General features: G+C 58.7%; 30 protein-coding genes and 1 pseudogene. 15 read left to right on the top strand and 16 right to left on the bottom strand.

The window, feature by feature from the left end:
- Positions 1–105 precede the first annotated feature (105 nt).
- Entirely contained in the window at positions 106–1,905 is a 1,800-nt protein-coding gene (gene lepA / locus ACR0DY_RS16150; RefSeq protein ID WP_209598132.1) for a translation elongation factor 4, read from the top strand.
- A 125-nt stretch (positions 1,906–2,030) separates the two neighbouring features.
- Here lepA and ACR0DY_RS16145 read toward each other — a convergent pair whose 3' ends face one another.
- The 5 genes from ACR0DY_RS16145 to ACR0DY_RS16125 form a co-directional block, all read right to left on the bottom strand.
- A complete protein-coding gene (locus ACR0DY_RS16145) occupies positions 2,031–2,993 on the bottom strand; it encodes a restriction endonuclease (protein WP_480539520.1) in 963 nt (320 codons plus the stop codon).
- A 470-nt stretch (positions 2,994–3,463) separates the two neighbouring features.
- Positions 3,464–4,228, bottom strand: a complete 765-nt coding sequence (locus ACR0DY_RS16140; RefSeq protein WP_480898711.1) for a hypothetical protein — start codon at positions 4,226–4,228, stop codon at positions 3,464–3,466.
- Between the two features lie 438 nt (positions 4,229–4,666).
- Complete coding sequence (locus ACR0DY_RS16135) at positions 4,667–5,083, bottom strand: type II toxin-antitoxin system Phd/YefM family antitoxin (protein WP_480518955.1); 417 nt, start codon at positions 5,081–5,083, stop codon at positions 4,667–4,669.
- A gap of 830 nt (positions 5,084–5,913) precedes the next feature.
- Positions 5,914–6,051, bottom strand: coding sequence for an entericidin A/B family lipoprotein (locus ACR0DY_RS16130; RefSeq protein ID WP_209505735.1), 138 nt, complete (start codon positions 6,049–6,051; stop codon positions 5,914–5,916).
- Between the two features lie 60 nt (positions 6,052–6,111).
- Complete coding sequence (locus tag ACR0DY_RS16125; RefSeq protein ID WP_480473625.1) at positions 6,112–6,453, bottom strand: ArsR/SmtB family transcription factor; 342 nt, start codon at positions 6,451–6,453, stop codon at positions 6,112–6,114.
- Between the two features lie 359 nt (positions 6,454–6,812).
- Here ACR0DY_RS16125 and ACR0DY_RS16120 point away from each other — a divergent pair, with 359 nt between their 5' ends.
- The 6 genes from ACR0DY_RS16120 to ACR0DY_RS16095 all read left to right on the top strand — a co-directional run bounded on the left by ACR0DY_RS16120 (position 6,813) and on the right by ACR0DY_RS16095 (position 10,693).
- Positions 6,813–7,445 carry an ATP-dependent Clp protease proteolytic subunit gene (locus ACR0DY_RS16120; RefSeq protein WP_209505739.1) on the top strand — a complete coding sequence of 211 codons (633 nt, stop codon included), beginning with the start codon at positions 6,813–6,815 and terminating at the stop codon, positions 7,443–7,445.
- A gap of 131 nt (positions 7,446–7,576) precedes the next feature.
- Positions 7,577–8,845: an ATP-dependent Clp protease ATP-binding subunit ClpX gene (gene clpX / locus ACR0DY_RS16115; protein WP_209505741.1), complete on the top strand. Its 1,269-nt coding sequence runs from the start codon at positions 7,577–7,579 to the stop codon at positions 8,843–8,845.
- A 192-nt stretch (positions 8,846–9,037) separates the two neighbouring features.
- On the top strand, positions 9,038–9,400 hold the full coding sequence (locus ACR0DY_RS16110; RefSeq protein ID WP_480546373.1) for a RidA family protein: 363 nt from the start codon (positions 9,038–9,040) through the stop codon (positions 9,398–9,400).
- Between the two features lie 80 nt (positions 9,401–9,480).
- Positions 9,481–9,864 carry an NADH:ubiquinone oxidoreductase subunit NDUFA12 gene (locus tag ACR0DY_RS16105; protein ID WP_267364687.1) on the top strand — a complete coding sequence of 128 codons (384 nt, stop codon included), beginning with the start codon at positions 9,481–9,483 and terminating at the stop codon, positions 9,862–9,864.
- Between the two features lie 11 nt (positions 9,865–9,875).
- Positions 9,876–10,328, top strand: a complete 453-nt coding sequence (gene mlaD, locus ACR0DY_RS16100; protein WP_267364689.1) for an outer membrane lipid asymmetry maintenance protein MlaD — start codon at positions 9,876–9,878, stop codon at positions 10,326–10,328.
- Positions 10,325–10,693, top strand: coding sequence for a DUF2155 domain-containing protein (locus tag ACR0DY_RS16095; RefSeq protein ID WP_480546371.1), 369 nt, complete (start codon positions 10,325–10,327; stop codon positions 10,691–10,693). The genes mlaD and ACR0DY_RS16095 overlap by 4 nt, the downstream gene beginning before the upstream one ends.
- Here ACR0DY_RS16095 and aat read toward each other — a convergent pair.
- From aat to ACR0DY_RS16075, 4 genes are all read right to left on the bottom strand, one after another.
- Positions 10,639–11,280, bottom strand: coding sequence for a leucyl/phenylalanyl-tRNA--protein transferase (aat, locus tag ACR0DY_RS16090; RefSeq protein WP_480507451.1), 642 nt, complete (start codon positions 11,278–11,280; stop codon positions 10,639–10,641). The genes ACR0DY_RS16095 and aat overlap by 55 nt on opposite strands.
- Positions 11,281–11,328: 48 nt before the next feature.
- A complete protein-coding gene (gene accC / locus ACR0DY_RS16085; RefSeq protein ID WP_480539510.1) occupies positions 11,329–12,678 on the bottom strand; it encodes an acetyl-CoA carboxylase biotin carboxylase subunit in 1,350 nt (449 codons plus the stop codon).
- 9 nt (positions 12,679–12,687) lie between these two features.
- On the bottom strand, positions 12,688–13,182 hold the full coding sequence (gene accB / locus ACR0DY_RS16080) for an acetyl-CoA carboxylase biotin carboxyl carrier protein (RefSeq protein ID WP_480546369.1): 495 nt from the start codon (positions 13,180–13,182) through the stop codon (positions 12,688–12,690).
- A 151-nt stretch (positions 13,183–13,333) separates the two neighbouring features.
- Complete coding sequence (locus ACR0DY_RS16075) at positions 13,334–13,870, bottom strand: LuxR C-terminal-related transcriptional regulator (protein WP_209505755.1); 537 nt, start codon at positions 13,868–13,870, stop codon at positions 13,334–13,336.
- 209 nt (positions 13,871–14,079) lie between these two features.
- On the opposite strand from ACR0DY_RS16075, the gene ACR0DY_RS16070 reads away from it, so the two are divergent.
- From ACR0DY_RS16070 to ACR0DY_RS16050, 5 genes are all read left to right on the top strand, one after another.
- Positions 14,080–15,372, top strand: a complete 1,293-nt coding sequence (locus ACR0DY_RS16070) for a helix-turn-helix domain-containing protein (protein WP_480898704.1) — start codon at positions 14,080–14,082, stop codon at positions 15,370–15,372.
- Positions 15,373–15,449: 77 nt separating this feature from the next.
- Positions 15,450–15,830 carry a response regulator transcription factor gene (locus ACR0DY_RS16065; RefSeq protein ID WP_480484506.1) on the top strand — a complete coding sequence of 127 codons (381 nt, stop codon included), beginning with the start codon at positions 15,450–15,452 and terminating at the stop codon, positions 15,828–15,830.
- Positions 15,827–16,135, top strand: a complete 309-nt coding sequence (locus tag ACR0DY_RS16060; RefSeq protein WP_209505761.1) for a hypothetical protein — start codon at positions 15,827–15,829, stop codon at positions 16,133–16,135. Before ACR0DY_RS16065 ends, ACR0DY_RS16060 begins: the two co-directional genes overlap by 4 nt.
- Positions 16,135–18,813: a sensor histidine kinase gene (locus ACR0DY_RS16055; RefSeq protein WP_267364699.1), complete on the top strand. Its 2,679-nt coding sequence runs from the start codon at positions 16,135–16,137 to the stop codon at positions 18,811–18,813. The genes ACR0DY_RS16060 and ACR0DY_RS16055 overlap by 1 nt, the downstream gene beginning before the upstream one ends.
- Before the next feature lie 78 nt (positions 18,814–18,891).
- Positions 18,892–19,980: a FliM/FliN family flagellar motor C-terminal domain-containing protein gene (locus ACR0DY_RS16050; protein WP_480546365.1), complete on the top strand. Its 1,089-nt coding sequence runs from the start codon at positions 18,892–18,894 to the stop codon at positions 19,978–19,980.
- Positions 19,981–19,992: 12 nt separating this feature from the next.
- Here the strand turns inward: ACR0DY_RS16050 and ACR0DY_RS16045 are convergent, their stop codons facing one another.
- Genes ACR0DY_RS16045 through ACR0DY_RS16030 form a run of 4 tightly spaced genes read right to left on the bottom strand, consistent with a single transcriptional unit; the run spans position 19,993 to position 22,194 of the window.
- Complete coding sequence (locus ACR0DY_RS16045; protein ID WP_267366616.1) at positions 19,993–20,424, bottom strand: protein tyrosine phosphatase family protein; 432 nt, start codon at positions 20,422–20,424, stop codon at positions 19,993–19,995.
- 9 nt (positions 20,425–20,433) lie between these two features.
- On the bottom strand, positions 20,434–20,868 hold the full coding sequence (locus ACR0DY_RS16040; RefSeq protein WP_480546363.1) for a DUF6691 family protein: 435 nt from the start codon (positions 20,866–20,868) through the stop codon (positions 20,434–20,436).
- Entirely contained in the window at positions 20,868–21,296 is a 429-nt protein-coding gene (locus tag ACR0DY_RS16035; RefSeq protein WP_267366620.1) for a YeeE/YedE family protein, read from the bottom strand. The genes ACR0DY_RS16040 and ACR0DY_RS16035 overlap by 1 nt, the downstream gene beginning before the upstream one ends.
- A gap of 34 nt (positions 21,297–21,330) precedes the next feature.
- A complete protein-coding gene (locus tag ACR0DY_RS16030; RefSeq protein ID WP_480484504.1) occupies positions 21,331–22,194 on the bottom strand; it encodes an MBL fold metallo-hydrolase in 864 nt (287 codons plus the stop codon).
- Positions 22,195–22,438: 244 nt separating this feature from the next.
- Here ACR0DY_RS16030 and ACR0DY_RS16025 point away from each other — a divergent pair, with 244 nt between their 5' ends.
- Positions 22,439–22,654, top strand: coding sequence for a hypothetical protein (locus tag ACR0DY_RS16025; protein ID WP_209505776.1), 216 nt, complete (start codon positions 22,439–22,441; stop codon positions 22,652–22,654).
- A 9-nt stretch (positions 22,655–22,663) separates the two neighbouring features.
- On the opposite strand, the gene ACR0DY_RS16020 is transcribed toward ACR0DY_RS16025, so the two are convergent.
- The gene (locus ACR0DY_RS16020; RefSeq protein ID WP_209505778.1) at positions 22,664–22,882 is read right to left on the bottom strand and encodes a hypothetical protein; all 219 of its coding nucleotides are present in this window, start codon (positions 22,880–22,882) and stop codon (positions 22,664–22,666) included.
- Complete coding sequence (locus tag ACR0DY_RS16015; RefSeq protein ID WP_480546361.1) at positions 22,875–23,111, bottom strand: hypothetical protein; 237 nt, start codon at positions 23,109–23,111, stop codon at positions 22,875–22,877. The genes ACR0DY_RS16020 and ACR0DY_RS16015 overlap by 8 nt, the downstream gene beginning before the upstream one ends.
- A gap of 17 nt (positions 23,112–23,128) precedes the next feature.
- Between ACR0DY_RS16015 and ACR0DY_RS16010 the strand changes: the two genes are divergently transcribed.
- Both ACR0DY_RS16010 and ACR0DY_RS16005 read left to right on the top strand, forming a co-directional pair.
- Positions 23,129–23,392 (top strand): DUF2312 domain-containing protein, encoded by a 264-nt coding sequence (locus ACR0DY_RS16010; protein WP_209505782.1) that lies wholly within the window; start codon positions 23,129–23,131, stop codon positions 23,390–23,392.
- Between the two features lie 722 nt (positions 23,393–24,114).
- A complete protein-coding gene (locus ACR0DY_RS16005) occupies positions 24,115–25,683 on the top strand; it encodes an ATP-binding protein (protein WP_480898702.1) in 1,569 nt (522 codons plus the stop codon).
- A 106-nt stretch (positions 25,684–25,789) separates the two neighbouring features.
- Here ACR0DY_RS16005 and ACR0DY_RS16000 read toward each other — a convergent pair.
- Positions 25,790–25,966, bottom strand: a pseudogene (locus ACR0DY_RS16000) (RNase H family protein); the annotation flags it as partial.
- Positions 25,967–26,091: the final 125 nt, after the last annotated feature.

Here is a 26,091-nt window from a genome sequence, read left to right as displayed (position 1 = left end):
ATCCTTGAAGCGATTTGTATGCGATTGGCAATGAAGTTGTATTGGTCGCGGCAGATCATCTTGAACCATTGACCACAGCCCATTTCCGACGCATATCCCCACTCCATGACAGACCTCGCTCATATCCGCAATTTCTCCATCGTCGCGCATATCGACCATGGCAAATCCACCCTTGCTGACCGGCTCATCCAAGAGACCGGGACAGTGCAGGATCGTGACATGAAGGAACAGCTGCTCGACAGCATGGATATCGAGCGCGAGCGTGGCATTACCATCAAGGCCAACACGGTTCGCATCGACTATACCGCCGATAATGGCGAGACCTATGTGCTGAACCTGATCGACACCCCCGGCCACGTGGATTTCGCCTATGAGGTCAGCCGGTCGATGCGCGCCGTCGAAGGCTCGCTGCTGGTTGTGGACTCGACCCAAGGGGTCGAGGCGCAGACGCTGGCGAACGTGTATCAGGCCATCGACGCCGATCATGAGATCGTGCCGGTCCTGAACAAGATCGACCTGCCCGCGTCCGACTGTGACCGCGTGGCCGAACAGATCGAGGACGTGATCGGCATCGACGCAAGCGACGCCATTCAGGTCAGCGCCAAGACCGGGCAGGGCATCCACGAGACGCTGGAAGCGATCGTGCACAAACTGCCCGCGCCGCAGGGCACTCTGGACGCGCCGCTCAAGGCGATGCTGGTGGATTCGTGGTACGACGCCTATCTGGGCGTCATTGTTCTGGTCCGCATCATGGACGGCACGCTGAAAAAGGGGATGCGGGTCAAGTTCATGTCGAACGGCACCCTGCACCATGTCGACCGCGTCGGTGTCTTCCGCCCGCAAATGCAGATGATCGACAGCCTCGGCCCGGGCGAAATCGGGTTTCTCACCGCCTCGATCAAGCAGGTCCGTGACACCCGCGTCGGCGACACCATCACCAATGACCGCAACGGCACCGAAGTTGCACTGCCGGGCTTCAAACCCGCGCAGCCGGTGGTGTTCTGCGGCCTCTTCCCGGTGGATTCCGCCGAATTCGAAGACCTGCGCGACGCGATCGAAAAGCTGGCGCTGAACGACGCCTCATTCTCGTATGAAATGGAAACCTCGGCCGCGCTTGGCTTTGGCTTCCGCTGCGGCTTCCTTGGCCTGCTGCACCTCGAGGTCATCCGCGACCGGATCGAGCGTGAATACGATATCGACCTCATCACCACCGCGCCCAGCGTGATCTATCACGTCTACATGAAAGACGGTGAGATGATCGAGCTGCACAACCCCGCCGACATGCCCGACCTGTCCAAGGTCGACCATCTTGAGGAACCGCGCATCAAGGCGACCATTCTGGTGCCCGACGAATATCTCGGCGACGTGCTCAAACTCTGCCAGGACCGCCGCGGCATCCAGATGGACCTGACCTATGCGGGCCAGCGCGCCATGGTCGTCTATGACCTGCCCCTGAACGAGGTCGTCTTTGACTTCTACGACCGCCTGAAATCGGTGACCAAGGGCTATGCCAGCTTCGACTACCAGATGACCGGCTACCGTCAAGACGCGCTGGTCAAGATGTCGATCCTTGTGAATGACGAACCGGTCGATGCGCTGTCGACCATGGTTCACCGCGACCGGGCCGAGATGCGGGGCCGCGCGATGTGCGAAAAGCTCAAGGACCTGATCCCGCGCCACATGTTCAAAATCCCGATCCAGGCCGCCATCGGAGGCAAGGTCATCGCCCGCGAGACCCTGTCCGCCCTGCGCAAGGACGTGACCGCCAAATGCTACGGAGGCGACGCCACCCGGAAACGCAAACTGCTGGACAAGCAGAAGGCGGGGAAAAAGAAGATGCGCCAGTTCGGGAAGGTGGATATCCCTCAGGAGGCGTTTATTTCCGCACTTAAGATGGATTCCTAATCCATCTTAAGTGCGCGTGCGCGAAAGCGTTTGGCAAAGCCAAACGCGTGCGGCACCCGGTGCAGTTTTAGTGCAGATGGACAGCTGAGGCTGTCCATAAACTAATTCGGCAACTTTCACGAATCTTACGTATTAGAAGTCAAAGTACCTTTTCCAAAATTGACAACCTGACCAATATTTGGATCGAATGCCGAAATAGAAAAGCTTGCGCTTTTATAGCTTCTGGGAATGCTTAAGACTTGAATGTGAAAATCTTTGATATTCTGAGGTAGCGCGTCAATTTTTTCATACTTTATGAAGTAATTCTGAGAAGCATGTAGCTCATCGTTTTCAAAGATGAGGTCCGTAATATTCTCTCCTAACGTCTCTTTTATGAATGTTGATGGGAGGTCCGAGGCGAATCCGAAAAATACTTCCGGCGATACATTCATTGACAAGTCGCATTTTGAAATCGGAATAATATCCCCATCGGCACCGTCAATCCAGAGTGGCTGCCCCACTTCTTCTTTTGTGATCTCCTTAGTTACTTTGCTATTATAGAAAATCTCATTGAAGGGTAGGAGCGAGAGTAAGTCTTTCACGCTCATTCCGCATAGATAACGATCTAACGAAGCTCTTATCCTTTTGTGCGATTGGTTCTCTTGGAAAGTATAATTTAAACTGAGGTTTTCGATTGCGAAGAATTTCACAATAATTGGCAGGCTGGCAAGTGGGTTGCTGAGATTGTTAGATAACTTGTCGATCGTACAAAGGTCGATTCCCAATCGGCGAGCTTTTTGGATAGCGTTTTTGCTAAAGCCGGATCGGGAAACTAAAATGCCTTTGTTTGCTCGGACGTCGTCTAAAAGTGAGTGAAATGCGTCTACAGTTGGCAAATCTACTCTTCGAAGCTTGTCCTTGCACTCAACTATAGTGAGGAGTTCATGCCCTGCCACATGTGTCTTGATCAGAAGGTCTATTTGTCTTGGACCTTCCGGGGATTCAAGTCGAGCATCTTTTTCAATAACAGACACCCCTTCTAGAGCGGAAATGGTTTTAAAAACATCTTCGACCTCGTTCTCAAATTTTTTCCCATCGTTTTCGTTCATCTTTAAATCTCTTTTGATCTCCGGAAATTTTTTAATTGTAGTTTTGCGATTCTGGGGTGTGTTGAACGGAAAAACGGTAATCTTTTTTAACTTAGTTTAGGTCAATAAAGCCATCAACCCGCATGTTTCCGCTTTCAACCCACCCGCCCGGCGGCACCGCCGGGCCGCGTCATGCTGAAAGCATGCCTCCGGCATGACCCGCCCGTCGAACCGAAGGTTCACCTTTGGCAAAACGGGCGGCGTGTTTGCGCCTCTCTTCGGTTCCACCGACCACTCGTAGGGCGGGCTTCAGCCCGCCAATCCTCCACTCCCCCATATCCCCGACCCCAAACCAACGCGCATGGACAGGCTGTATCCGGTGGCGGGCTGAAGCCCGCCCTACGGGGTGGGGTTGATATCTGCGCTTGCGTCCTTGGGGCTCTGGCCGTTCGCGGCCTTCGGGTCTGCGGGTCAACCGTCTGACCCACACCTCACCCGCGCGGCACCAGATGCAACCATTGCATCGGAAAGCCGCGTCCCTCAGACAGGATCGGCCATTTGAAATCATCCCCCAACCGGATGATCTCGTCCATCTCGGACGTGTCGCGCACGCTTCCGTCCACATAGGTGATATCAAAATACCCGGCGCAGAACGCTTCGATCGCTTTCAGTTTCGCATTACCATCCTCCACCATCTGGGGGTGCAGTTCGATCAGAAACTCCGATCTGCGGAAATGCGTCAGAAAATCTTCGGTCAACAGGCGGAATTCGACGCCCTCGATATCGATCAGAAAGAAGATGTCCGCCGGGTCGGGGGCCACGCTTGCGATGTTTTCAACCGTGTCTGTCAGCGCATCCCCAAACACCGTCACCCGGTCGCCCACGCCGTTATGTTCCGCCGTTTCCCGGATGACATCCCGGCCTTTTGCCGAAACCTCAAAGCACACGCTTTTTTCGAACTGCCCGGCGGCCACCAGCCCGACGCCCCAAAAGCCGTCCGCCGCCCCAATATCCACCAGCACCGGCTTGTCCGAGTTGCTCAGCACCTTCAGGTTCTGCTGCTCATACAGGCCAAAGATTTTCGTGGCCGTATCCGAATGCCCGCCCCAGAATGCGTTTTCGACAAAGCGAAACCCCTTCATCGGCCCGCACAGCACCTGTCCGCGGCTTTGTTCCAGCACGAACAGCGAAAACTCGTTGCGGAACCTGCGCACAATGCTCTTGAACTCTCGATGTTGTCGTTTTGGAAATCGCATGTTCTGTCTGGGGCTTTTCATGTTGGGTCGGACGCCCCCGGATGAGGGCAGTTGTCTGAAATCCCTGTTTAAGTTGAGGCGCGCGGTGTTGGAAGGAAAAACGCAATGCGCAATACCCGGCAGGATGGGGTTTTCTTCTTGTCCACCTTTCCCGCGCATGAACCCTTGATGAAGTTTCCTTCAGACAAGTTGTAACCGCCGCGCGCCCTTCCAATCTCAGTCACAGGCCACCACGGCCCGCATCCCAAAGGAGGGTGCCGATCATCAGATCAGAGATTTCCGTAGCCTGCGCACCGGGACTGTTTTCGACCCCGTTCCGGCCCGTCAGGTGAACCGAAGCGTTTCCGGCCCGGTCGGGTTGTTAAGGGGTATGAGCCGCCATTGCTCACGGATTGCGGCGGAGGGGGTGTTGGTACCACCGCCGGGCCGGAACGCTTCTCAGAAACGGAACCAGCGTCTCCATCGTGCGGAGGCAGGCCGGGCGGCCAGTTCACCGCCTGCGACAGGATCCAGACCGCCCCGCGCAAGAATGCGGCGTTCCTCGGCGCGGGTCATCTGGATCTCGCGGACCTTCAGCGCGGCCTCGCGCGCGGTGACATAGCGGCCGTCCGGTCCCGGTTCCATACCGGGGATGTTGCGCCCTTTCGACCACATCCCCCGCAGCCCCGACAGCGGGTGCTTCCATCCGATCTCCTCATCATCCTGCAACTGCCAGATCCGGTTGGCCTCGGTCATCGAGACCAGCGCGGCCAGCGGCTTGCCGTGCCGGGTCAGGATGATCACCTCACGCGGGTCCTGGGCGCGGGTGATCAGCGGCCCCAGATGGGCGCGGGCATAGGAAATGGTGCAGCGCATCGGCGAATCTCCGTCTGTACGATTCGTAAGATTGGGGGTCCGAGCGTTGTACAAATCGCACAATTTTGGCCTAACGGGCCGCGCGGAGCGTTTTGCACCCGCAGCATCGCCCGGATTTCGGGGATCAGGATTATGTCCGGATTTTTCCGCCCTCAACCCTTCGCGGGATGGGCATTTCTCAGGTTATCCACAAAATTCTCCCGCCGGATATCAACATCTTATCCCCGTCTAATTTTCATGCTGCAGTGCTATTTTCTTGTCGGATGCAGGGCGTGGTGCAACAGTCATCTCACCGCACAGGGTCTTCGGAACCGGGGCGGGACGCAAAGGCCAAGGGGGTCTGGGCAGAGGAAGGCGGATCTTAGGATTTGCGTTTAACTGCAAAGGCTTACCGGTGGGTGATCAGCCAGATATGGGTCTCAGACCCAGGTCGGGTGGCCATCTTCTCAGACGGCCAATGCATGTCGCGATGAACCTTAGGGGACAAAGCGGCGGCTACAGTCTCTCAGGGGGCTGGGGCGACTGGATCGGAGTGCTCCTCGGGGTACGTCGACCCGGTAAGGCGTCAGGGCGTATCCGAAAGGGTACATGCAAAGACCGCGTCTGCGCACCTGACGCCTTTTCTTATGCCGAAATTCGGTTTCATACAGGCTACCACTCACCCCTGCCGAACGGGAACGGGGCTCTTCTGCGTGCGCGAAAGAGCCCCGATTTAGTGTCAGATATGCAATGCCGCGTCTATGCACCTGTAGGGCTAGACTACTGCGTGTGGGCGCAATCTTCAACCATATATTGCGTTAATGTCCGGCTCGCCCGCAAGATAAGCGCGCTTACAGGCTTTCCTGCACGTCCGAAGCTGCGTTCTGGATTGCATCCCCGGCCTTTTCGATATCTTTGCCCGCGCCTTTGGCGGTTTCGCAGGCGGTCAGTGCAAACAGGCTCAGGCCAATCAGAATTACGCGGATCATGTGTGTCTCCTCAGTGCTCGATACGGATTCGGTAGCACCTTTCTCGACACCAAGCCAGAGCTAGCCTTTGTCCTCACCGCAGAACAGCTCGTACACCACTTCAAGCATCCGGCGCGGGCGGTCATCGGCCAACCGGTAGAAGATGGTTTTGCCCTCTCTGCGCGGTATCACAAGCCCCTCCAGCCGCAGGCGGGAAAGCTGTTGTGAAACAGCGGCTTGTCTGGCGGACAACAGCTCCTCCAGCTCGGTAACCGACTTCTCACCTGATACCAGGTGGCACAGGATCATCAGCCGGCCTTCGTGACTGATTGCCTTGAGGAAGTTGGACGCGCGTGTCGCATTATCGACCATACGATCCAGGTCGTGTTGCGACATGTCCTGAGACAGCTGTGGAAGTGCCATCGAATGTGTTCCTTGTGAACCCGTTGACCGGGCGTAGTTTCCGTTACGTAAAGCTCGTCGCCTGCGAGCCACTTCAGTACATGTTTCGATCAATTATTGCTATATGTATGAATCAAAAAACCGTGATGAAAAAAGGGGAACCCGCAGCCGTTTTCCCCGCAGCCCCTTTAGCGGGGCGCAATCATGGATAGGGTACTGCTGCGGGACAGCGGCAGGTGTGACAATCTTATTGACGGCGATCCACATTCATTCCGCGTTCTCACCGACACCCCCTTGCAGCCCCCCGGAGCCAACACTAAGACTCAGGTAACACTTGTTGGGATAATGTCCCGATCCACAGCAAAACAGGCAGGTTACGAATGTTCGATCCCGTAGATACCTACATGAATACGCTTGTTCCCATGGTCGTTGAACAGACCAGCCGGGGCGAGCGCGCGTATGATATTTTCTCCCGCCTGCTGAAAGAGCGGATCATCTTCATCAACGGCCCGATTCACGATGGCATGAGCCATCTGGTCGTGGCGCAGCTGCTGCACCTTGAGGCGGAAAACCCCAACAAGGAAATCTCGATCTACATCAACTCGCCCGGTGGCGTGGTGACCAGCGGTTTGTCGATTTACGATACAATGCAGTATATCAAGCCGAAATGTTCCACATTGGTGATCGGTCAGGCGGCCTCGATGGGATCGGTTCTGCTGGCCGGTGGCGAGAAAGGGATGCGCTTTTCGCTGCCTAACAGCCGGATCATGGTGCACCAGCCCAGCGGCGGATATCAGGGTCAGGCCAGCGATATCATGATCCACGCAGCCGAGACGCAAAAGCTCAAGGATCGCCTTTATGACATCTATGTGCGTCATACCGGGCAGACAAAAAAGGCGGTTGAAAAAGCGCTGGACCGTGACAATTTCATGAGTCCGGAAGAGGCCAAGGAATGGGGCCACATCGACGAGATCGTGGAAAATCGCGCAAAAATGGACGCGGATGAGGTCTGAGTTTCGGAGCCTGTGCCTCCGGTGCAGGAACCATTTTGAGATTGTAGCGGCCAAAGCGCTGGCCTAAGCTGCACGAACAGGCGAAACGCATCCCCGCCGGGGGTGCTGGGATGAGGCCCGAAAGGTAGATCATGGCGACGAATTCAGGCGGTGACGGGAAAAACACGCTCTACTGCAGCTTCTGCGGCAAAAGCCAGCATGAGGTGCGCAAGCTGATCGCAGGCCCGACCGTTTTCATCTGTGATGAATGTGTCGAACTTTGCATGGACATCATCCGCGAAGAGACCAAGGCCAGCGGGCTGAAGTCTTCGGACGGTGTTCCGACGCCCAAGGATATCTGCGAAGTGCTGGACGATTACGTGATCGGTCAAGCCACCGCAAAACGCGTCCTGTCGGTTGCGGTCCACAACCACTACAAACGTCTGAACCACGCCCAGAAGGCGGGCAATGATATCGAACTGGCAAAGTCCAATATTCTGCTGATCGGCCCCACCGGCTGTGGCAAGACATTGCTTGCGCAAACGCTGGCCCGGATACTGGATGTTCCCTTTACCATGGCCGATGCCACCACGCTGACCGAAGCCGGTTACGTGGGCGAGGATGTTGAAAACATCATTCTCAAGCTGTTGCAGGCCAGCGAATACAATGTCGAACGCGCGCAGCGCGGCATCGTCTATATCGACGAGGTCGACAAGATCACCCGCAAATCCGAGAATCCGTCGATCACGCGCGACGTGTCCGGTGAAGGTGTACAGCAGGCGCTGCTGAAACTGATGGAAGGCACCGTGGCCAGCGTTCCGCCGCAGGGCGGCCGCAAACACCCGCAGCAGGAATTCCTGCAGGTGGACACCACGAACATCCTGTTCATCTGTGGCGGCGCTTTTGCGGGTCTGGACCGGATCATTGCACAACGCGGCAAGGGCTCGGCCATGGGCTTTGGCGCCGATGTGCGTGACAATGACGAGCGCGGCGTGGGCGAGATCTTCAAGGATCTGGAGCCCGAAGATCTGCTGAAATTTGGCCTGATCCCCGAATTCGTCGGTCGTCTGCCGGTTCTGGCAACGCTGGAGGATTTGGACGAGGAAGCACTGGTCACCATCCTGACCAAGCCGAAGAACGCCCTGGTCAAGCAATACCAGCGCCTGTTCGAGCTGGAAGATGTTGAACTGGGCTTCACCGATGACGCGCTGAAGGCGATTGCCAAGAAAGCCATCGAGCGCAAAACCGGTGCGCGCGGCCTGCGGTCAATTCTCGAGGATATCCTGCTGGACACCATGTTCGAACTGCCGGGCATGAAAAATGTCAGCGAAGTTGTGGTGAACGAAGAGGCGGTGATGTCCGACGCGCAGCCGCTGTTCATCTATGCCGATGCGGCCAAGGAATCGGCCTCGGCGGGTTGAGGCCGGTCATTTCGCGGCGGCGGGACTTCAGTTGAACAGGTTCAGGGGGCTCTGCCCCCGCTGCCCTTCGGGCATCTCCCCCGGGATATTTATAGCCAGATGAAGCTGGGGATCCGTCGCTCGCACGCGAAGGCATGCGCAATCAGGCGGCGGGAGCTTAAGCAAGTTTTCGAACAACAAAGGTGACGGGTTATGACAGTGAAGCGCATTTCTTCGGGCGGTGAGTTTGAGGCGAAAGTCGGCTATTGCCGTGCAGTGGTTGCGGGCGGCTGGGTTCATGTCGCCGGGACCGTCGGGCAGGGCGAGGGCGTGGTGGCGCAATGCCGGTCTGCGCTGGATGTCATCGGCAAGGCACTGGCTGAGGCGGGCGCGGGTTTTGAAGATGTGGTTCGGGTCACCTACATGTTGCCGGACCGCAATGAGTTCGCGCCGTGCTGGCCGGTTCTGGCCGAGACGTTTGGCGCCAATCCACCGGCTGCGACGATGATCGAATGCGGTTTGATTGATCCGAAGTACCGGATCGAGATCGAAGTGACCGCCTTCCTGCCGCAGTGACACTGGAAGCCCAAGGGGCACTGGACCTTGGCGAGCCTTTGGTCCATACCTTCTCTCGACCGAAATGCCGGAGGCAGCCGATGGGAATCCTGAACAGTCTTTTACGAGCCGTGACCTGGTGGAACGGGTCAACACTGAACACGCAGCTTTATACGGCGCGCAAGGGTGTGAAAGTGGGCGAAGACAATGAAGGCAATGTGTTTTATCGCACCGCCGACGACAGCAGGCGCTGGGTGATTTTCAATGGCGAGGCCGAAGCCAGCCGGGTTGACCCCGAATGGCACGGCTGGTTGCACCGCACCTGGGACGAACCCCCGACCGACAAACCGCTGCCGCACAAAGCCTGGGAAAAACCGCATCAGGAGAACCTGACAGGTACGGCGCTGGCCTATGCGCCTGCCGGGTCGCTGCGGCGGGCCAAGCCGGTTGAGCGCAGGGATTACGAGGCCTGGAGCCCGGAATAAACGAGGCGAAGATGTCGACCCATAACTGGACCGAAGTTCTTGTCGGAGGCGTCGTATTGGCCGGTGCCATCGCGTTTGGCGTTTATGCCAGCCAATCGACCGGCCTGTCGCAAGGTGCCGCGGGCTATGAGCTGGGCGCCTCGTTCCGGTCGCTGGAAGGGGTCGGCGTTGGCACGGATGTCCGTCTTGCCGGGGTGAAAATCGGCACCGTTACCGGGGTCAAGCTGAACCCGGACACCTATCGTGCCGACACGACTTTCTCTGTTGCCGAAGGCGTGCTTGTGCCCGATGACAGCGCCATCGTGATCTCGTCCGAAGGGCTGTTGGGTGGAAACTTTGTCGAAGTCATGCCCGGCGGTTCACCCTTCTTTTTTGAACCTGGCGATGAGATTCAGGATACCCAGGGTGCGGTCAGCCTGATCTCGCTGCTGGTCAAGTTCGTAGCCGGAGATGGCAGCGAATGATGCGCGCCGCCCTGTTTGCCCTGTTGCTGGCTGCAACCGGTGCCGCCGCGCAGCAGAAAGTCAACTCTGGCCCCGGCGCCATGCTGCGGGGGCTCGACAAAGTCAGTGGCCAGACGGTTGATATCGAATTGCAGACAGGTCAGACCGAAGCTGTTTTCGGGCTGGATGTGGCGCTGGGGGATTGCCGGTATCCGGTGGATAACCCGACAGGCGATGCCTTTGCCTATCTGACCATTTGGGAAACGGGCAAAGCGGATCAGCTGTTTGACGGCTGGATGATCGCGACCTCTCCGGCGCTGAATGCGCTGGATCACGCGCGGTATGACGTCTGGGTCATCCGCTGTATCACGCCTTCTGCGGACTGAGTGATCGGCGCAGCAAAGTCGGCGCTCTGGTTCAGGGCTTCTTCCAGTTCTTTCTTGTAAGCGCCACGCGGGATTTCGATCGCCCCAAGGGATGCCAGATGCGCGGTCAGGAACTGCGTGTCAAACAGGTGAAAGCCGGTTTGCCGCAACCGGTCCACAAGATAGGCGAGCGCGATTTTCGAGGCATCCGTGCGGCGCGAAAACATGCTTTCTCCAAAGAACGCGGCCCCCAGCGTCACGCCATATACGCCGCCCACCAGTGCCGCTCCGTCCCAGACTTCCAGTGAATGCGCATGACCGGATTGGTGCAGCTGGCGATAAAGGGTGTGCAGTTCCGCGTTGATCCAGGTGTCGGACCGGTCGGCGCACCCATCAACAACGCCGGAAAAATCCTGGTTGATTGAAATCTCGAACCCGCAGTTCCGGATGCGGCGGGCCAGACTGCGCGAGATGTGGAACCCGTCCAGCGGAAATATCCCGCGAAACTTGGGATCAACCCAGAACAGTTCAGGATCGTCGCGGTGTTCGGCCATCGGGAAGATACCGATGGAATACCCGTGCAGCAGCAGTTCGGGGGTCAGGCTCATGCCGGTGACAGGGCGACCAGAGGGCGCGGGCCCTCTGGCACATGGCCCTTATTTTTCCATGTTCTCCGCAAGCCAGCGCTCCAGCCAGTGGATGTTGTACTCGCCGCTGTGCAGATCGGGCTCCTGCAACAGGGCGTGGAAAAGGGGTACGGTGGTGTCGATACCGTCGACGATCAACTCTCCCAGCGCGCGTTGCAGACGCGCCAGCGCCTCGGCCCGGTCGCGGCCCTGCACGATCAGCTTGCCAATCAGCGAGTCGTAATAGGGCGGGATCGAATAGCCGTCATAAAGCGCCGAGTCCATCCGCACGCCCAGGCCGCCCGGCGCGTGATAGGCCGTGATCTTGCCGGGGCAGGGCGAAAAGTTCGGCAGCTTCTCCGCGTTGATCCGGACCTCGATGGCATGGCCGTTGATCTCAAGATCGTCCTGACCGAATGACATCGGTTCACCCGCTGCGACAAGGATTTGCTCGCGCACCAGATCGACGCCGAAAATTCCTTCGGTGACAGGGTGTTCCACCTGCAGGCGGGTGTTCATTTCGATGAAATAGAACTCGCCCTTTTCATACAGGAACTCGATGGTGCCTGCGCCGATATAGTTGATCTTGGCCACCGCGTCGGCGCAGATCTTGCCGATCCGGGCGCGCTCTTCGGCGGTAATGCAGGGGCCGGGGGCCTCTTCAAAGACCTTCTGGTGACGGCGCTGCAACGAACAATCGCGCTCGCCCAGATGCACCGCATTGCCCTTGCCGTCGCCAAAGACCTGAATCTCGATATGGCGCGGCGTGGTCAGATATTTCTCGATATAGACCTCGTCATTGCCAAAGGCGGCCTTGCCTTCGGCGCGCGCGGTCATGAAGGCGCTTTCCATCTCGTTCGCGTTCATCGCGACTTTCATGCCGCGCCCACCGCCGCCAGCCGTGGCCTTGATGATGACGGGATAGCCGAATTCCTCACCGATGCGCTTGGCGTCGGCCAGCGTGGGAACGCCACCGTCCGAACCGGGAACGCAAGGCACACCCAGCGCCTTCATCGTGTCCTTGGCGGTGATCTTGTCGCCCATGACGCGGATATGTTCCGCGGTGGGGCCGATGAACGTGATGCCATGATCTTCGACGATCTGCACGAACTCGGCGTTTTCGGACAAAAAGCCATAGCCGGGATGGATCGCCTGCGCGCCGGTGATCTCACAGGCCGAAATGATCGCGGGCACCGACAGATAGCTTTGCGGGCTGGGCGGGGGGCCGATGCAGACCGATTCGTCCGCCATGCGCACATGCATCGCGTCGCTGTCGGCGGTGGAATGGACGGCAACCGTTTTTATCCCCATCTCGCGCGCGGCGCGGATGACGCGCAGGGCGATCTCGCCTCGGTTGGCAATCAGGATCTTGTCGAACATGGGCCCGCCTTACTCGATGATGACCAGAGGGGTGCCGAACTCAACAGCGTCGCCATCGCCCACCAGCACGCGCTTGATGGTGCCCGATTTGGGGGCGTGGATGTGGTTCATGGTCTTCATCGCTTCGACGATCAGCAGCGTGTCGCCTTCGGACACTGTCGCGCCGACGGAAATGAACGCGGGCGCGCCGGGTTCCGGCTGCATATAGACCGTGCCCACCATGGGCGAGGTGACAGCGCCCGGATGGCTGGCCGGATCTTCGGCGGCAGCAGGGGCCGCCGCGGGGGCCGCAGCCGGTGCCGCAGCAGGGGCGGGCGCTGCCGCAGGAACAGCCATCTGAACCGGAGCGGCCACGGTCTGTGTCATACGGCTGACGCGCACGTTCAGGCTGTCTTCTTCGCCGTATTCGCGTTTGACCTGCAACTCGGTCAGATCGTTTTCGCGCAGCAACTCGGCCAGAGCTTTGATGAATGCCACATCCGCTTCGTGTTTGGTGTCTGTCATGAGTATCCTCGACGGTTCCCCTTTGGCCCGTCTGTTTCTTGCGGGCTCTGATCAAATTACGCAGGGTTATAGGCTAAGCGGCGGTGCATGAAAAGCGCCGACTCGCACCATCTGGCATGCGTTTCACGCGTAATTTAAAGGGTCGGACAGGTCACAGGGGCATCCCCGATAATTTGGCGACCAGTTCAGACAGCTTTCGTGCGCCGAATTTTTCAAGCAAACGGGCGCGGTAAGCCTCAATTGTGCGGTAACTCAGGCCCAGCTCTGCTCCGATTTCCTTGGCCGACAGGCCGCGGCAGGACAGGATGGCCACTTCGCGTTCACGGATGGTCAGCTCAACCAGCGGTCGTTCCTCGGATATGTCGGAAAAGCTCCAGATACCGTGGCGGAACGGGTCGTCGGGCGTCAGCGACCTGCCGCGGGCGCGGCACCAGAACAGGTCGCCGCTGCGGCGGCGCATGACGCGCTCGTCCGTGTAATATCCGGTGCCGCGCATCACCTGCAGGCTGCGTTCGCCAATCCTCTCCCAATCCGCGACCGAAGGGTAAAGGTGCAACAGCGGCATGTTGCGATAGTCGTTTTCTTCTCCGCCAAAGGTGCGGGCAAATTGCAGGTTGCAGCGCCGGATGATCCGGTTTTCCAGCTCAACAAGCCCGATCGGCGCATATTCAAAGGCGGGGTCGCTCATGCGTGTATGGTGCCGGGAAAGCGCGCGGAAATGAAGGGGGGATGCGATGTCTTGCGCCAGATTGACGCCCGAAACAGATGCTGTGGTCTGCGCCAGTTTGTGAAAGTTGTAAATGCCGGTTGAAAAGAAATGATTAACCTGCGGAAACAGATGTTATAATCTGAAAACGAATGTGAATTCCGCCAGATCTGAATTCAGGGAAAGTAGACATGCGCGACACGTTGACAGGCAGCCGCATTCGCGAAAGACGCCAGATTGCCGGGCTGCGGCAGGCCGAACTGGCGCGGCAGGCCGGCGTATCGGCGTCTTATCTGAACCTGATCGAACATAATCGCCGCAGGATCGGGGGCAAGTTGCTGGTCGATATTGCGGCGGCGCTGGGCGTTGAACCTTCGGTCCTGACACAAGGGATCGAGGCAACTCTGGTTTCCGCCCTGCGCGAGGCGGCCGAGGAAGCGGTCGGGCAACAGGCCGAGGTTGACGGGCTCGAGGAGTTCGCCGGGCGTTTTCCCGGCTGGGCCGGTGTTCTGGCGCAAATGCATCGCCGTGTCGTGTCTTTGGAGCGGAACGTCGAAACCCTGTCCGACCGCCTTACGCACGACCCGCAACTGGCCGCGTCGATGCACGAGGTTCTGTCAACCGCCGCAGCCATACGCTCGACCGCCGCGATCCTTGCGGATACCCAAGATATCGAGGCCGAATGGCGCGAGCGTTTCCACAAGAACCTGCATCAGGATGCCGAACGGCTGGCAGGCAGTTCCAAGGCGCTGGTGACCTTCCTCGACGAAAGCGACTCGGCGGTTGATCCGCGTGCCGTTCCCCTGGAAGAGGTCGAAGCCTTCTTTGAAGCCCGCGCCTACACGATTTCCGAACTGGAAGACGGGGGTGATGTGGACGCGGTTGACCTGAGCGGGCTCAATACCTCGGCGGCGCGCACCGTCGCGCGCGAAGTTCTCAGGATCTATCGCGCAGACGCGCAGGCGCTGCCGCTGGAGGCCGTCAAAGCGGTTGTTCAGCAGGGTGATCCGAACCCCATCGAACTGGCGCAGCGGTTCTCGGTTGATTTTGCCACCGTCCTCAGGCGCCTGGCCTTTCTGCCAGATGGCATCCTGTCACAACCGGTCGGCATGGTACTGTGCGACGCGTCCGGAAGCATCCTGTTTCTCAAGCCGATTCAGGGGTTTACCTTGCCCCGACACGGCGATGTCTGCCCGCTCTGGCCGCTGTTCACGGCCCTCAGCCGTCCGTTGGTGCCGGTGCGCAAGCAGGTCGTCCTGACCGGAAGGTCCTCGGCCGTGTTCGAATGCGTCGCTTATGCCTGGCCGCATGCGGTGTCGGGATACGATCAGGACCCGGCCTATCGCTCGGTCATGGTGGTGCGCCCGGTCAGGGACCCGTCAGACGGGGTGCCGGTCACTCAGGTCGGGCCAAATTGCCGTGTCTGCCCAAACCGCGATTGCAAGTCCCGGCGCGAGCCGTCGATTTTGAGCGAAGGTTTTTGACACGTTCATGACAGACCGCTTAATCTGGCGGGAACCGGTCTCGGGATGGAAGACCGGTTATGGGAGGAACTGAACATATGAGCCGAAAGGTTCTGCTGATTGAGGACGAACCGAACATCGCCGAGGCTATCCGGTTCCTGCTGTCGCGCGAGGGATGGCAGGTCGAAACGCATGGCGATGGAACGGATGCGGTTCAGGTGATCCAGGGGGCGCAGCCCGATCTGGTCATTCTGGATGTCATGCTGCCAGGCAAGAACGGTATGGATATCCTGCGGGAACTCAGAAAAATGGAGGAACTGGCAGGCTTGCCGGTTCTGATGCTGACCGCACGGGGTCAGTCGCGCGACCGGGAAATGGCCGAAAACGCAGGCGTCAGCCGCTTCATGACCAAACCGTTTTCCAATGCCGAAGTTCTGACAGCCGTGCGTGACCTTCACGCGCAGGCGACGCGCTTATGATGTCCGGCGAGGGCAACAAGACCAAACCACCGGGCACACGCCCCTCGCTTTTTCTGGAACGACAAAGCTATCGTCGTCACAGGTTGACGGATGCCGCCCGGATTTTGCCCTTTCTGGGTGCGGCGCTGCTGGCCCTTCCGTTGCTGTGGCCAGACCCGTCCGGCGGGGATGCGGCGGTGCCCCTGTCTTCGGCGATGTATTACATATTCCTCTGCTGGGGCGCGCTGATCCTGGCCGGGTTTGTCTTTGGGCTGGCCGCCCGCCGCATGGCCGCGCGCGAGGGATCGGACACGGGCGCTGAGTGATGGCCACCATAAACGTTCTGATTCTGGTTTGCCTTGCCTATGTCGTGTTCCTGTTCGCAGTGGCCTTCGCCGCGGATCGCATGGCTGCGGCCGGGCGCGGCAAATGGTTGCGTTCACCCGTGATCTACACGCTGTCCCTGTCGATCTATTGCACCGCCTGGACATTTTATGGCGCGGTGGGCAACGCCGCGCGGTCGGGGCTGGAATTTGTCACCATCTACCTCGGTCCGACGCTGGTGATGGTCGGCTGGTGGTGGGGGCTGCGCAAGCTGGTGCGCGTCGGGCGCAGCCAGCGGGTCACCTCGATCGCCGACCTGCTGTCGTCCCGGTATGGAAAGTCGAACACGTTGGCGGTCTGCGTGACCATTCTGGCGGTGCTGGGCGGCACGCCCTATATCGCGCTGCAACTGCAATCCATTACCCTGTCATTCTCGATCTTTGCCGAGGCTGACCCGTCAGGCCTCTATCGCGAAGGGTCCAGCGTGTTCTGGGTCGCGGCTGGACTGGCCGTGTTTGCCATCCTGTTCGGCACCCGCAATCTGGACGTGAACGAACGTCACCATGGCGTGGTCACGGCCATCGCGGTCGAGGCCGTTGTCAAACTGTTTGCGCTGATCGCCGTGGGCGTTTTCGTGGTGTGGGGGATCGCGGGTGGAATTGGCCCGATGATGGACCGGATCGACGCCTCGGAAATCGGCCAGTGGAACGTCGATGCCGGGCGCTGGACGACGTTCATCTTTCTGTCGGCCGCCGCCTTCATCTGCCTTCCCCGGATGTTTCAGGTGATGGTGGTGGAAAACGATGACGAAGGCCATCTCAGAACCGCTGCCTGGGCTTTCCCGCTCTACCTGCTGTTCATGAGCCTGTTTGTCGTGCCCATCGCCGTGGTCGGACTGGACCTGCTGCCCCAGGGCGCCAACCCCGACCTGTTCGTGCTGACCGTGCCGCTGTCCCAAGGCAATGACTGGCTGGCAATGCTGTCCTTCATCGGCGGGTTTTCCTCGGCAACCTCGATGGTCATCGTCAGTGCGATGGCCCTGTCGACAATGGTGTCGAACCATGTGGTCATGCCCATCTGGCTGAACACGCAGGAAGGCACCGGCTCGGTATCGGGCGATGTGCGCAACATTGTCCTGATGGCACGCCGTGTTTCCATTGCCGCCATCATCGCGTTGGGCTTTTTCTACTACCGGCTGTCCGGGGGCGGTGCCGCTCTGGCCTCGATCGGGTTGATCGCCTTTGCCGGTATCTCGCAGATTCTGCCAGCGCTGGTTGGGGGGCTGTTCTGGCGCAGGGCGACCCGGACCGGGGCGCTGGTCGGGTTGACCGTGGGCTTTGTGCTGTGGATATACACCCTGCTGCTGCCGGGAATGGGCGGCGCGTGGATGCCCGAAACCGTGCTGCAAAACGGCTTGTTCGGCCTTGGCTGGCTGCGCCCTCATGCCCTGTTCGGGATCGAGGGGATCGATCCGATGGTGCATACGGTGATGTGGTCCTTGTCCCTGAACACGCTGGCTTTCTGCGTCGCGTCCCTGCTCAGCTTTCCCAGCCCGTTGGAACGGTTGCAAGGGGCGCAGTTCGTCAACGTCTTTGATCACTCGGTCGCGCCGCGCGGGTGGTCCGGGTCGGTGGCGCAAAGCGAAGACCTGATGATCATGACGCAGCGCATTCTGGGCACCGGCCCCACGCAGGAGTTCTTTCAGGCCGAGGCGCAAAAACAGGGTGGCCGTTCGCACCTGCCAGAGCCGACGCCGGGCTTTCTCAACCGTCTGGAACGCGAGCTCAGCGGCTCGGTCGGTGCGGCCATGGCCCATGCGATGATCGGCCAGATCGTGGGCGGATCGTCGGTCTCAGTCGAGGATCTGCTGGCCGTGGCAGACGAATCCGCGCAACTGCTGGAATACTCCGGCCAGCTCGAGGAAAAGTCCTCCGAACTCAGCCGAACCGCTCGGCAATTGCGCGAGGCTAACGCCAAGCTCACCCAGATTTCCGAACAGAAGGACAGCTTCCTGAGCCAGGTCAGTCACGAATTGCGCACGCCGATGACCTCGATCCGGGCGTTTTCGGAAATCATGCGTGACACCGATGGCCTCAGCCGCCAGGAGCAGACCCGCTATGCCGCGATCATTCATGACGAAGCCCTGCGCCTGACCCGGCTGCTCGATGATCTGCTGGATCTGAGCGTGCTTGAAAACGGGCAGGTCAGCCTCAATCTCAGCGATGACAGCCTGCGCTCGGTTCTGGACCGCGCCGTGCCCAGCGCTCTGGCCGGGGCGGACCGAAAGATCACCGTCCGCCGGACCCGCACGGCCGAGCGGATTTTCCTGCATACGGATCTGGATCGGTTGGGACAGGTGTTCATCAACCTGATCTCGAATGCGCAGAAATACTGCGACGCGGACGATCCGGTGCTGGTCATCTCTGCCCATGATGTCGGCGGGCGGGTCATCGTCGATTTCATCGACAATGGCAGTGGCATCCCACCTGGCGCGCGCTCGATGGTGTTTGAGAAATTTGCCCGCGTGGGCGGCGACAAGGCTGGCGGAGCGGGGCTTGGTCTGGCCATCTGCCGCGAAATCATGCAGCGGCTGGGGGGTGAGATCACCTATCTGCCGGGGCAGGGCGGCGCGGCCTTCCGGATCAGCCTGCCACAGGCCTACCAGCAGGCGGCGCAGTGACGCGGCCATAAAGAACTTGGTAACGCCCGAGGGTGTAAACCGGTTGCCAGGTTCTGGAACAATTGGTGATCGGGCGTCATGTCACAAGATGTCAATGCCGCGTTGGCGCGCAAACTGTCCGTCGGGCAAAAGGATCTGGGGGATCGCCCACGCTCGGTTCTGCGGGCGCTGCGCCTTGGGTTCGCGCGGGCTGCGGGCGACCGGCTGAACCTGCCGCTGGCGGTTATCGGGGCAAAACAATCCAGCCAGTCGCAAGACGTGCCGGGGGACGCGGCGGGGCAGGATTGGCTGCTGCTGGTGTTTGACGGCCCCGAAGGCCGCGCCGCGGCCTGTCTCAACCCGAATGTGGTCTCGGCCATTGTTCAGGCCCAGACCATTGGTCAGGTCCTGTCCGGTGATCCCGGCACACGCACGTTCACGGATACCGACGCCGCCATCGTGGCCCCCTTGATCGAAGCCGCGTTGACCGGTTCCGCCGCTTTGTTCGACGCCTCAAGCGATCAGATTTGCCTTGCAGGGCTGGAATTTACCTCGCGCGCCAAGGATTTGCGCACCCTGTCACTGGCGATGACGGAAGAGGCGTACCGCATTTTCGAACTGACCGTCGATCTGGCGAACGGAGAGCAGCAGGGTCGCATCTCGGTCTTTCTGCCGGAACTTCCTGCCGTCCCGGATGTGGCAGAAGATACCGGGGAAAAGGCTGACCTGCGTATGGATCAGTGTTCAGGCGTGATGCGGGCGGAACTGACCGCCGCGCTGTGCCGCATGTCGCTGCCGCTGTCCGACCTGTCCGGAATGCGGATCGGGGACATTCTGCCGTTGCGCGGGGCGCGTCTGGACCGGACCGAGGTTCTGACGATTGACCGGACACGCGCCGGTATCGGTCGCCTTGGGCAATGCGGTGGTCTCCGGGCCGTGCGGCTGAATGAAGCCGCTGCATTGCCGGCCCTGACCGGCGCTGACGCGCAGGACTTCATCGCCAGCAAAAGTGGAACACCACCGCAGGATCATCCGGTCGAACCAGCTGTGCATGATGCGCACGCCCAGCCCGTCCCGGCCGGGGTGTCAGATCTGACAGATAGCGATCTGATCGTGAACGATTCCGAACGGATGGTCGCTGAAATCACGCAACTGGCGGGGTTGGCACCCCCGGAGTCCACCAGCTAGGTTGAGGGGCACTCAGCCGCCAGTGCCGCGGATCTGGTCCAGCATGGGGCGCAAATTGTCCAGCTGATACCCGGCTTTGCCGGTCGCACTCAGGATGTCGTCCGTGCTCATGTGGTCGCACTGGCCCAGGGCCCAGACAACCGAACACCGCGTGCCCGAGGCGCAATAGGCCAGAACAGGGCCACTGCCGTTTTCCGCCATGTCGCGCTGCCGCTTCACGTTCTCAGGTGTCATCGTCTGGTGGGTCAGCTCCAGCACCTCATATTCCATACCGGCGGCCCGCACCGCTTCGCCGATCGCGTCGGATTGCATGGCCGGGGGAACTTCGGCATTGGGCCGGTTGCAGATCACTTTGGCAAAGCCAGCCTCGGCGATGGCCGGAACATCCTCGACCGTGATCTGCGGCGAGACAGCATAGCGGGGGGTAATCTGACGAATCTCCATGCCAATTCCTTAGGCCGCGTTTGCCGCCCTGTCCAGTTGCGCGCCCAGCGGTGGTGCCACGAACATCCCAGCCGCCATTGCAACCAGAAAGACCAGCCCGCCCAGCCCGCCATAGCTCAGCGAGGCCATTGCCGGTCCGGGGCACAGCCCGGCCAGTCCCCAGCCCATCCCGAACAGAACCGAACCCACGATCAGCCTGCGATCAACCTCGGGCTTTGCAGGGGGTGGAAAGGCTCCGCCGGTCAGGGCGTTTTGCCGTCCGGTTGTCATCCGCCACGCCACAAGCATCGGCAGGATGGCACTGGCCATCACAAAGGCCAGCGTCGGATCCCAGTTGCCAAACACATCCAGCCAGCCCTGAACTTTTGTGGTGTCTGTCATGCCCGAAATCAGCAACCCGGCGCCGAACAGCGATCCGGCGATCAATGAAATGAAAAGGCGCATCAGATCACTCCCAACACATGACGCAGCAGCACAAGGGTGACGCCCCCGGCAAGGATATAGAAAACGGTGGCCACGATGCCGCGCAGCGAGAACCGAGAGATCCCGCACACCCCGTGCCCCGAGGTACAGCCATTGGCGATCCGTGTACCGATACCGACCAGCAGCCCGGCCAGAATGACAACACCCAGATTGCTGGTAAGATGCGTCTGGGCCTCGGGCAGGATCAACGGGCGCAGAAGAAGGGGCATTCCGACAAGCCCCGCAATAAAGGCCAGCTTTTCGGCCATGCTCCCCTTGGCGCTGCCATCGACAAGGCCGCCCAGAATGCCGCTTGCGCCCATGATCCGGCCATTGCCCAGCAGGTAAACCGCCCCGGCCAGACCGATCACCAGACCGCCGCACAGCCCCCAGATCCACTCTATATTCATGTGGGATTTCCCTTTGTGATTTGTTGTGCCCGCGTCACAGCTTGTTGACCGGCAGTTTCAGGAAAACATCGCCCTGTTCATCCGCCGGGGGCATCTGACCGGCCCGCATGTTGACCTGCAAAGACGGCAGGATCAGGCGCGGCATGGCCAGCGTGGCGTCCCGCGCGTCGCGCATTTCCACGAAGTCTTCGATGCTGCGCCCCTGTCCGATATGGACGTTCAGCGCCTTCTGCTCACCCACCGTCGTCTCCCACGCGTATTCGTCGCGGCCCGGGGCCTTGTAATCATGCCCGACATAGATGCGAGTGTTGTCCGGCAGCGACAGTATCTTCTGGATCGACTGGAACAGCGTGGCCGACGATCCTCCGGGAAAATCGCAGCGCGCTGTGCCGAAATCGGGCATGAACAGCGTGTCACCAACAAATGCCGCATCGCCAATCACATAGGTCATGCAGGCCGGTGTATGGCCGGGGGTGTGCAGCACGTCGCCCCGCATCTGGCCGATGTGAAAACTGTCGCCTTCCTTGAACAGCGCGTCAAACTGGCTGCCATCGCGCTGAAATTCGGTTCCTTCGTTGAAAACCTTGCCAAACGTGTCCTGCACGGTGACGATCTGATCGCCAATCCCGATCTTGCCGCCCAGCTCCTGTTGCAGATAGGGGGCCGCGGACAGGTGGTCGGCATGGACATGGCTTTCCAGAATCCACTCGACCTTAAGGTCCTGCGCGCGCACAAAATCGATGATCCTGTCCGCCGAAATTGTCGACGTCCGCCCCGAGGCATGGTCGAAATCCAGTACGCTGTCGATGATGGCACAGGCCCGTCCCTGAGGTTCATGAACCACGTAGGAAACCGTAAAGGTCTGCTCGTCAAAAAACGCTTTCACTTTCGGTGTCATGATCTTCTCCGTTTCGGTCTCGCATATCATATATGTGAATTGGAATGTGATGCAATATCGAACCTGAATTTGATGCCGGTCAAAGCAACCGCTGTAATTCTGGCTTAATCTTTAACCTATCCGCGTCAGATTGCCGAAACTTCGACCATGGCAGGCAATTTCCCGCACAAGGCTACGATATTATCTGCGGGTCGTAATCCCGTTACGTATATTGGGGATACTGGCGCCACTTGGGAGGATAGTTATGACACCGACTGGTCTTTATTCCGAAGCCGAGCAGCTTGAACGTAAGCTTGTGAACGCGGGTCTGGAAACGCGTTTGGCGCTTCAGCCGAGTGTGAGTAAGATTGTTGACCGGATGCGGCAGCAGGGGATGGAGGTGCCTTCGCGCCTGCGTCGTCTGGATGCGGCCTTGTGCGAAGATGCGATTGAAGCGCAGTTTGATAACTTGCCGGTGTGAACCGGATGGTCATCCAAGGGAAATCCCGAGGATGACCAGCATCAATCCAAGCACCGACAGAAACAGCGAGGCCAGGTTCCAGGGCAAGACCCCCTGAACCACCGCGCGCAGCTCGTCATCCGACAGACCGGCCTTGCGCGCCCGCATCACGCGAAGAATGCACCAGACCAGACCGGCAAGCCCGGCCACAGACAGGGCTGCACCGCCCCAGGTGATGAATTCAAACATGGTTCCCCGCATATCCTCGTGACCTGATCACGCGCTTAACGGATCGGTTGGGGTCATACAAGTGCGCCAGCCCATTGGGTGCTTGCGACCCGGGCGGCAGCACTGTATCCGGCATTCCACACCAGGGTTTCAGCCTCTGGGACAGGCGTGTTTCGAAGGTGCCCCCGATGATCGGGCCACCGCCGTTCACCGCCAGCGGCAGGCTGACCTCTTCTGGTTGCAGGTCCATAACCGGGAACAAAAAAGATGAGCATGTCTGAAGAAGCAGAAGCAAATTACAAGGTCACCGCGGGCGAGCTGCGCCAGTTTGTGGAACGTATCGAGCGCCTGGAGATGGAAAAGAAAGACATCGCCGACCAGATCAAAGAGGTCTACGCCGAAAGCAAGTCGCGCGGCTATGACGTAAAGGCCCTGCGCAGCATCATTTCCCTCAGAAAAAGGGACAAGGATGACATCGCCGAGCAAGAGGCCGTCATCGAAATGTACAAAGAAGCGCTGGGCATGACCTAAGCCCGACCGCCACGAAACGATCTATGGCTCTGGAATGGGTTCAATGCCCTGAAAGAGCCACTGGCCGGGGGGATGCAACGGGCGCGCAGCAGCTCCCCTTGCCAAGCGCATGGTACTACCACGCACAGCGCTCGACGCCTCCGGGCTGTATCGAACCGCCCATAAACCAAACGTGCACCACAAAAGTCTCTGACACGCCAATAGCCAAAGACGCCGGAACACCCAAACCCTTCCGGATAAAAGCGCGCTTTTTCGCAGGAATATGAAGGATGGTGCTGCTGGAGAGAATTGAACTCAGGCTGTCGTGTATCAGTGCTTTGATTTTATTACATAAAGTTTTTAGCAGGGCAACCATTGTGTGGGAGTTCTGTCGGGAAGTGACACAATCCAGCATGGCTCTATGAGAACAGCAGGGGGGGCATGACTATTGCTAAGGTGACAACCGAACTGACCGCTAGTGGCGCATTTGGGTTCCCGTGGATTATCCTAGGCTTTTCCGATGTCAGCTTAGCTGTTTAGGCGTTCGGTTATGGTACCCTCAAATTGCGGTGCATTCATTCTCGAAATGCCTAGCTAAGTTTTCTAAGGTCTGGCACGGTGGTGACGTGCTGTTCTCGTCACGGTTACTCGACACGCGCTGAGGTTAGTAACTCCCTTACAGATCAGCGGATTAAAGTTTATGGTGTCGAGTAAGAGTCGAGTAAGAGTCGAGTAAAAAAATAATGGCATCCGAAAACGACGGGCAGTTGTCCCTCATAGACCTTCTTGAGAAGCCTCCTATCGAGGCTCTTTACTCGCCTGATCAAATATATGACAGCGAAGACATTTCGCTATTTTCAAGGCTCACTGAAGACCATCGTTTTGACCGCAAGTCCGCGAGAATTCAGCCCAAAGAACTAGCCAAATACCTTTCTGCTTTTGGGAACGGCCCAAGCGTAGACGGTGGGGTTCTGGCTATAGGCATTGAAGAAGACGGTTCAATCACAGGCTGCGGACACCTCGAACAAGACCGCTTGTCCAATCTGGAGCGCTTGGGGGAGAACAATTGTCCAGACGGTAGATTTGAAACTCGTAGAGTGTTCACCAAGAACAAGAATGGCGAAGATGACTTTCTGGTCTTAGCGAGGGTGCGATACGTTGAAGGCAAGTTGGTCGAACTCACGAACGGTGAAGCATACGAACGTTTAGGCGATGAGTGTAAGCGCCTTAGCGACGCAAAGAAGCAGGAAATCCGCATTGACAAGGGGGAGAGGTCGTTCGAGCAAGAGCCGTGTGGTCTAGTGTACCCCGATGACTTCAATGAAAATGCGATAGCGCGCTTTGCTAAGCTGGTCACAGAAAGTGCTTCCACCGATCTTCAATATACACGCGTGGATATCCTAAAGGCATATCACCTTGGGAGAGAGAGGTCTGGCACCTTCGTCGGTAACAATGCTTGCGCTTTGCTGTTCGCCAAAGACCCTGTGACAGTATTTCCCGGCCTTTTGGTCCACTTTCTGCGTTACGAGGGAACAGAGGCACTTTCAGGCCGCCAATACAATGTTGTTAAGGACCGCATGGTCTCTGGAACAATTGTGCAGGTGATAAACGATGCCGCAGCTTTGATCGACTCAAGCATCAGGGAGTTTACTGAGTTTAGAGACGGAAAATTCTTCACCGTTCCGGAGTATCCGCGTGATGCTTGGTATGAAATGCTCGTAAACGCGTGTGTCCACAGGTCATTCAATATTCGTAACGCACCAGTATTTGTTCGCATGTTTGATGACCGCTTGGAAGTTGAGAGCCCCGGCGGGTTCATGCCGCAAATCACACCCGAGACCATTGTCGGCACTCACCGACCGAGAAACCCATTTGTGATGCGTAGTCTGCGAGAATTCGGCGAAGTCAGGTGTATTAGCGAAGGGACTAGACGGATGGTCGCTGAAATGTCTGCAGCAAACCTGCCGCCGCCTGAGTTTAAGCAGAAGCGTTCTGACAACCTAAGTGTGATTTGCACACTCCGAAACGATGTCAGGGGACGGACAAACTCTCTTGATAGCGACGCTTACAAGCAGCTTGGGCAAACAATAGCCTTCAGCCTAACAGCGGAGGAGCGAAAGATTGTGAATTACCTCATCGAACACGGCAAGATAAATGTAAGTGGCGCGCTCCGCATTTTGTCTACAACTCGTTGGCACACAGCGCGGGACATGTTAGCCGGTCTCGAAGCACGGGGAATATTGGACTACGTGACAAGCGGGAAACCACGTGATGCACACTCTCACTATCGGCTAGCAAAGAGAAGTGACTGACAAATATTAACCAGCTTGGGGGGCCTTACGGCCACCCGAAGGTGACCGCCCATGTCGCTATATGTATAGGCAACCTATGTGCTTGTCGGGTTTGTCTGCGTCTCGATCACGCGGCCATATTTGCTGCCGCCGTTGCCAATGCATCCACTTCTTCGTTTCTCTGGTCTCCTGCGTGGCCCCGAACCCACTTCCATTGCACGTACAGTCCGTCGCTCGCCGCAAGAAGTTCTTCCCAAAGATCGCGGTTCGCGATGGGTTTTCCGCCCGCTTTCCGCCAGCCGTTAGCCTGCCATTTGGGTGTCCGTCATCGAATGATTTGGAACACGAGCGTTTGATTGGCTTAGGAGGATCAGGCTCGCCGCAGTTTCAATCTACGCCGCGTTCTGATGATGCAGCAAGCGGCGTTTC

The organism is Ruegeria sp. O6 (genome assembly GCF_056535045.1).
The sequence above is the reverse complement of the archived record's forward strand: the minus strand, read 5'-3'. Positions and strand labels throughout refer to the sequence as shown.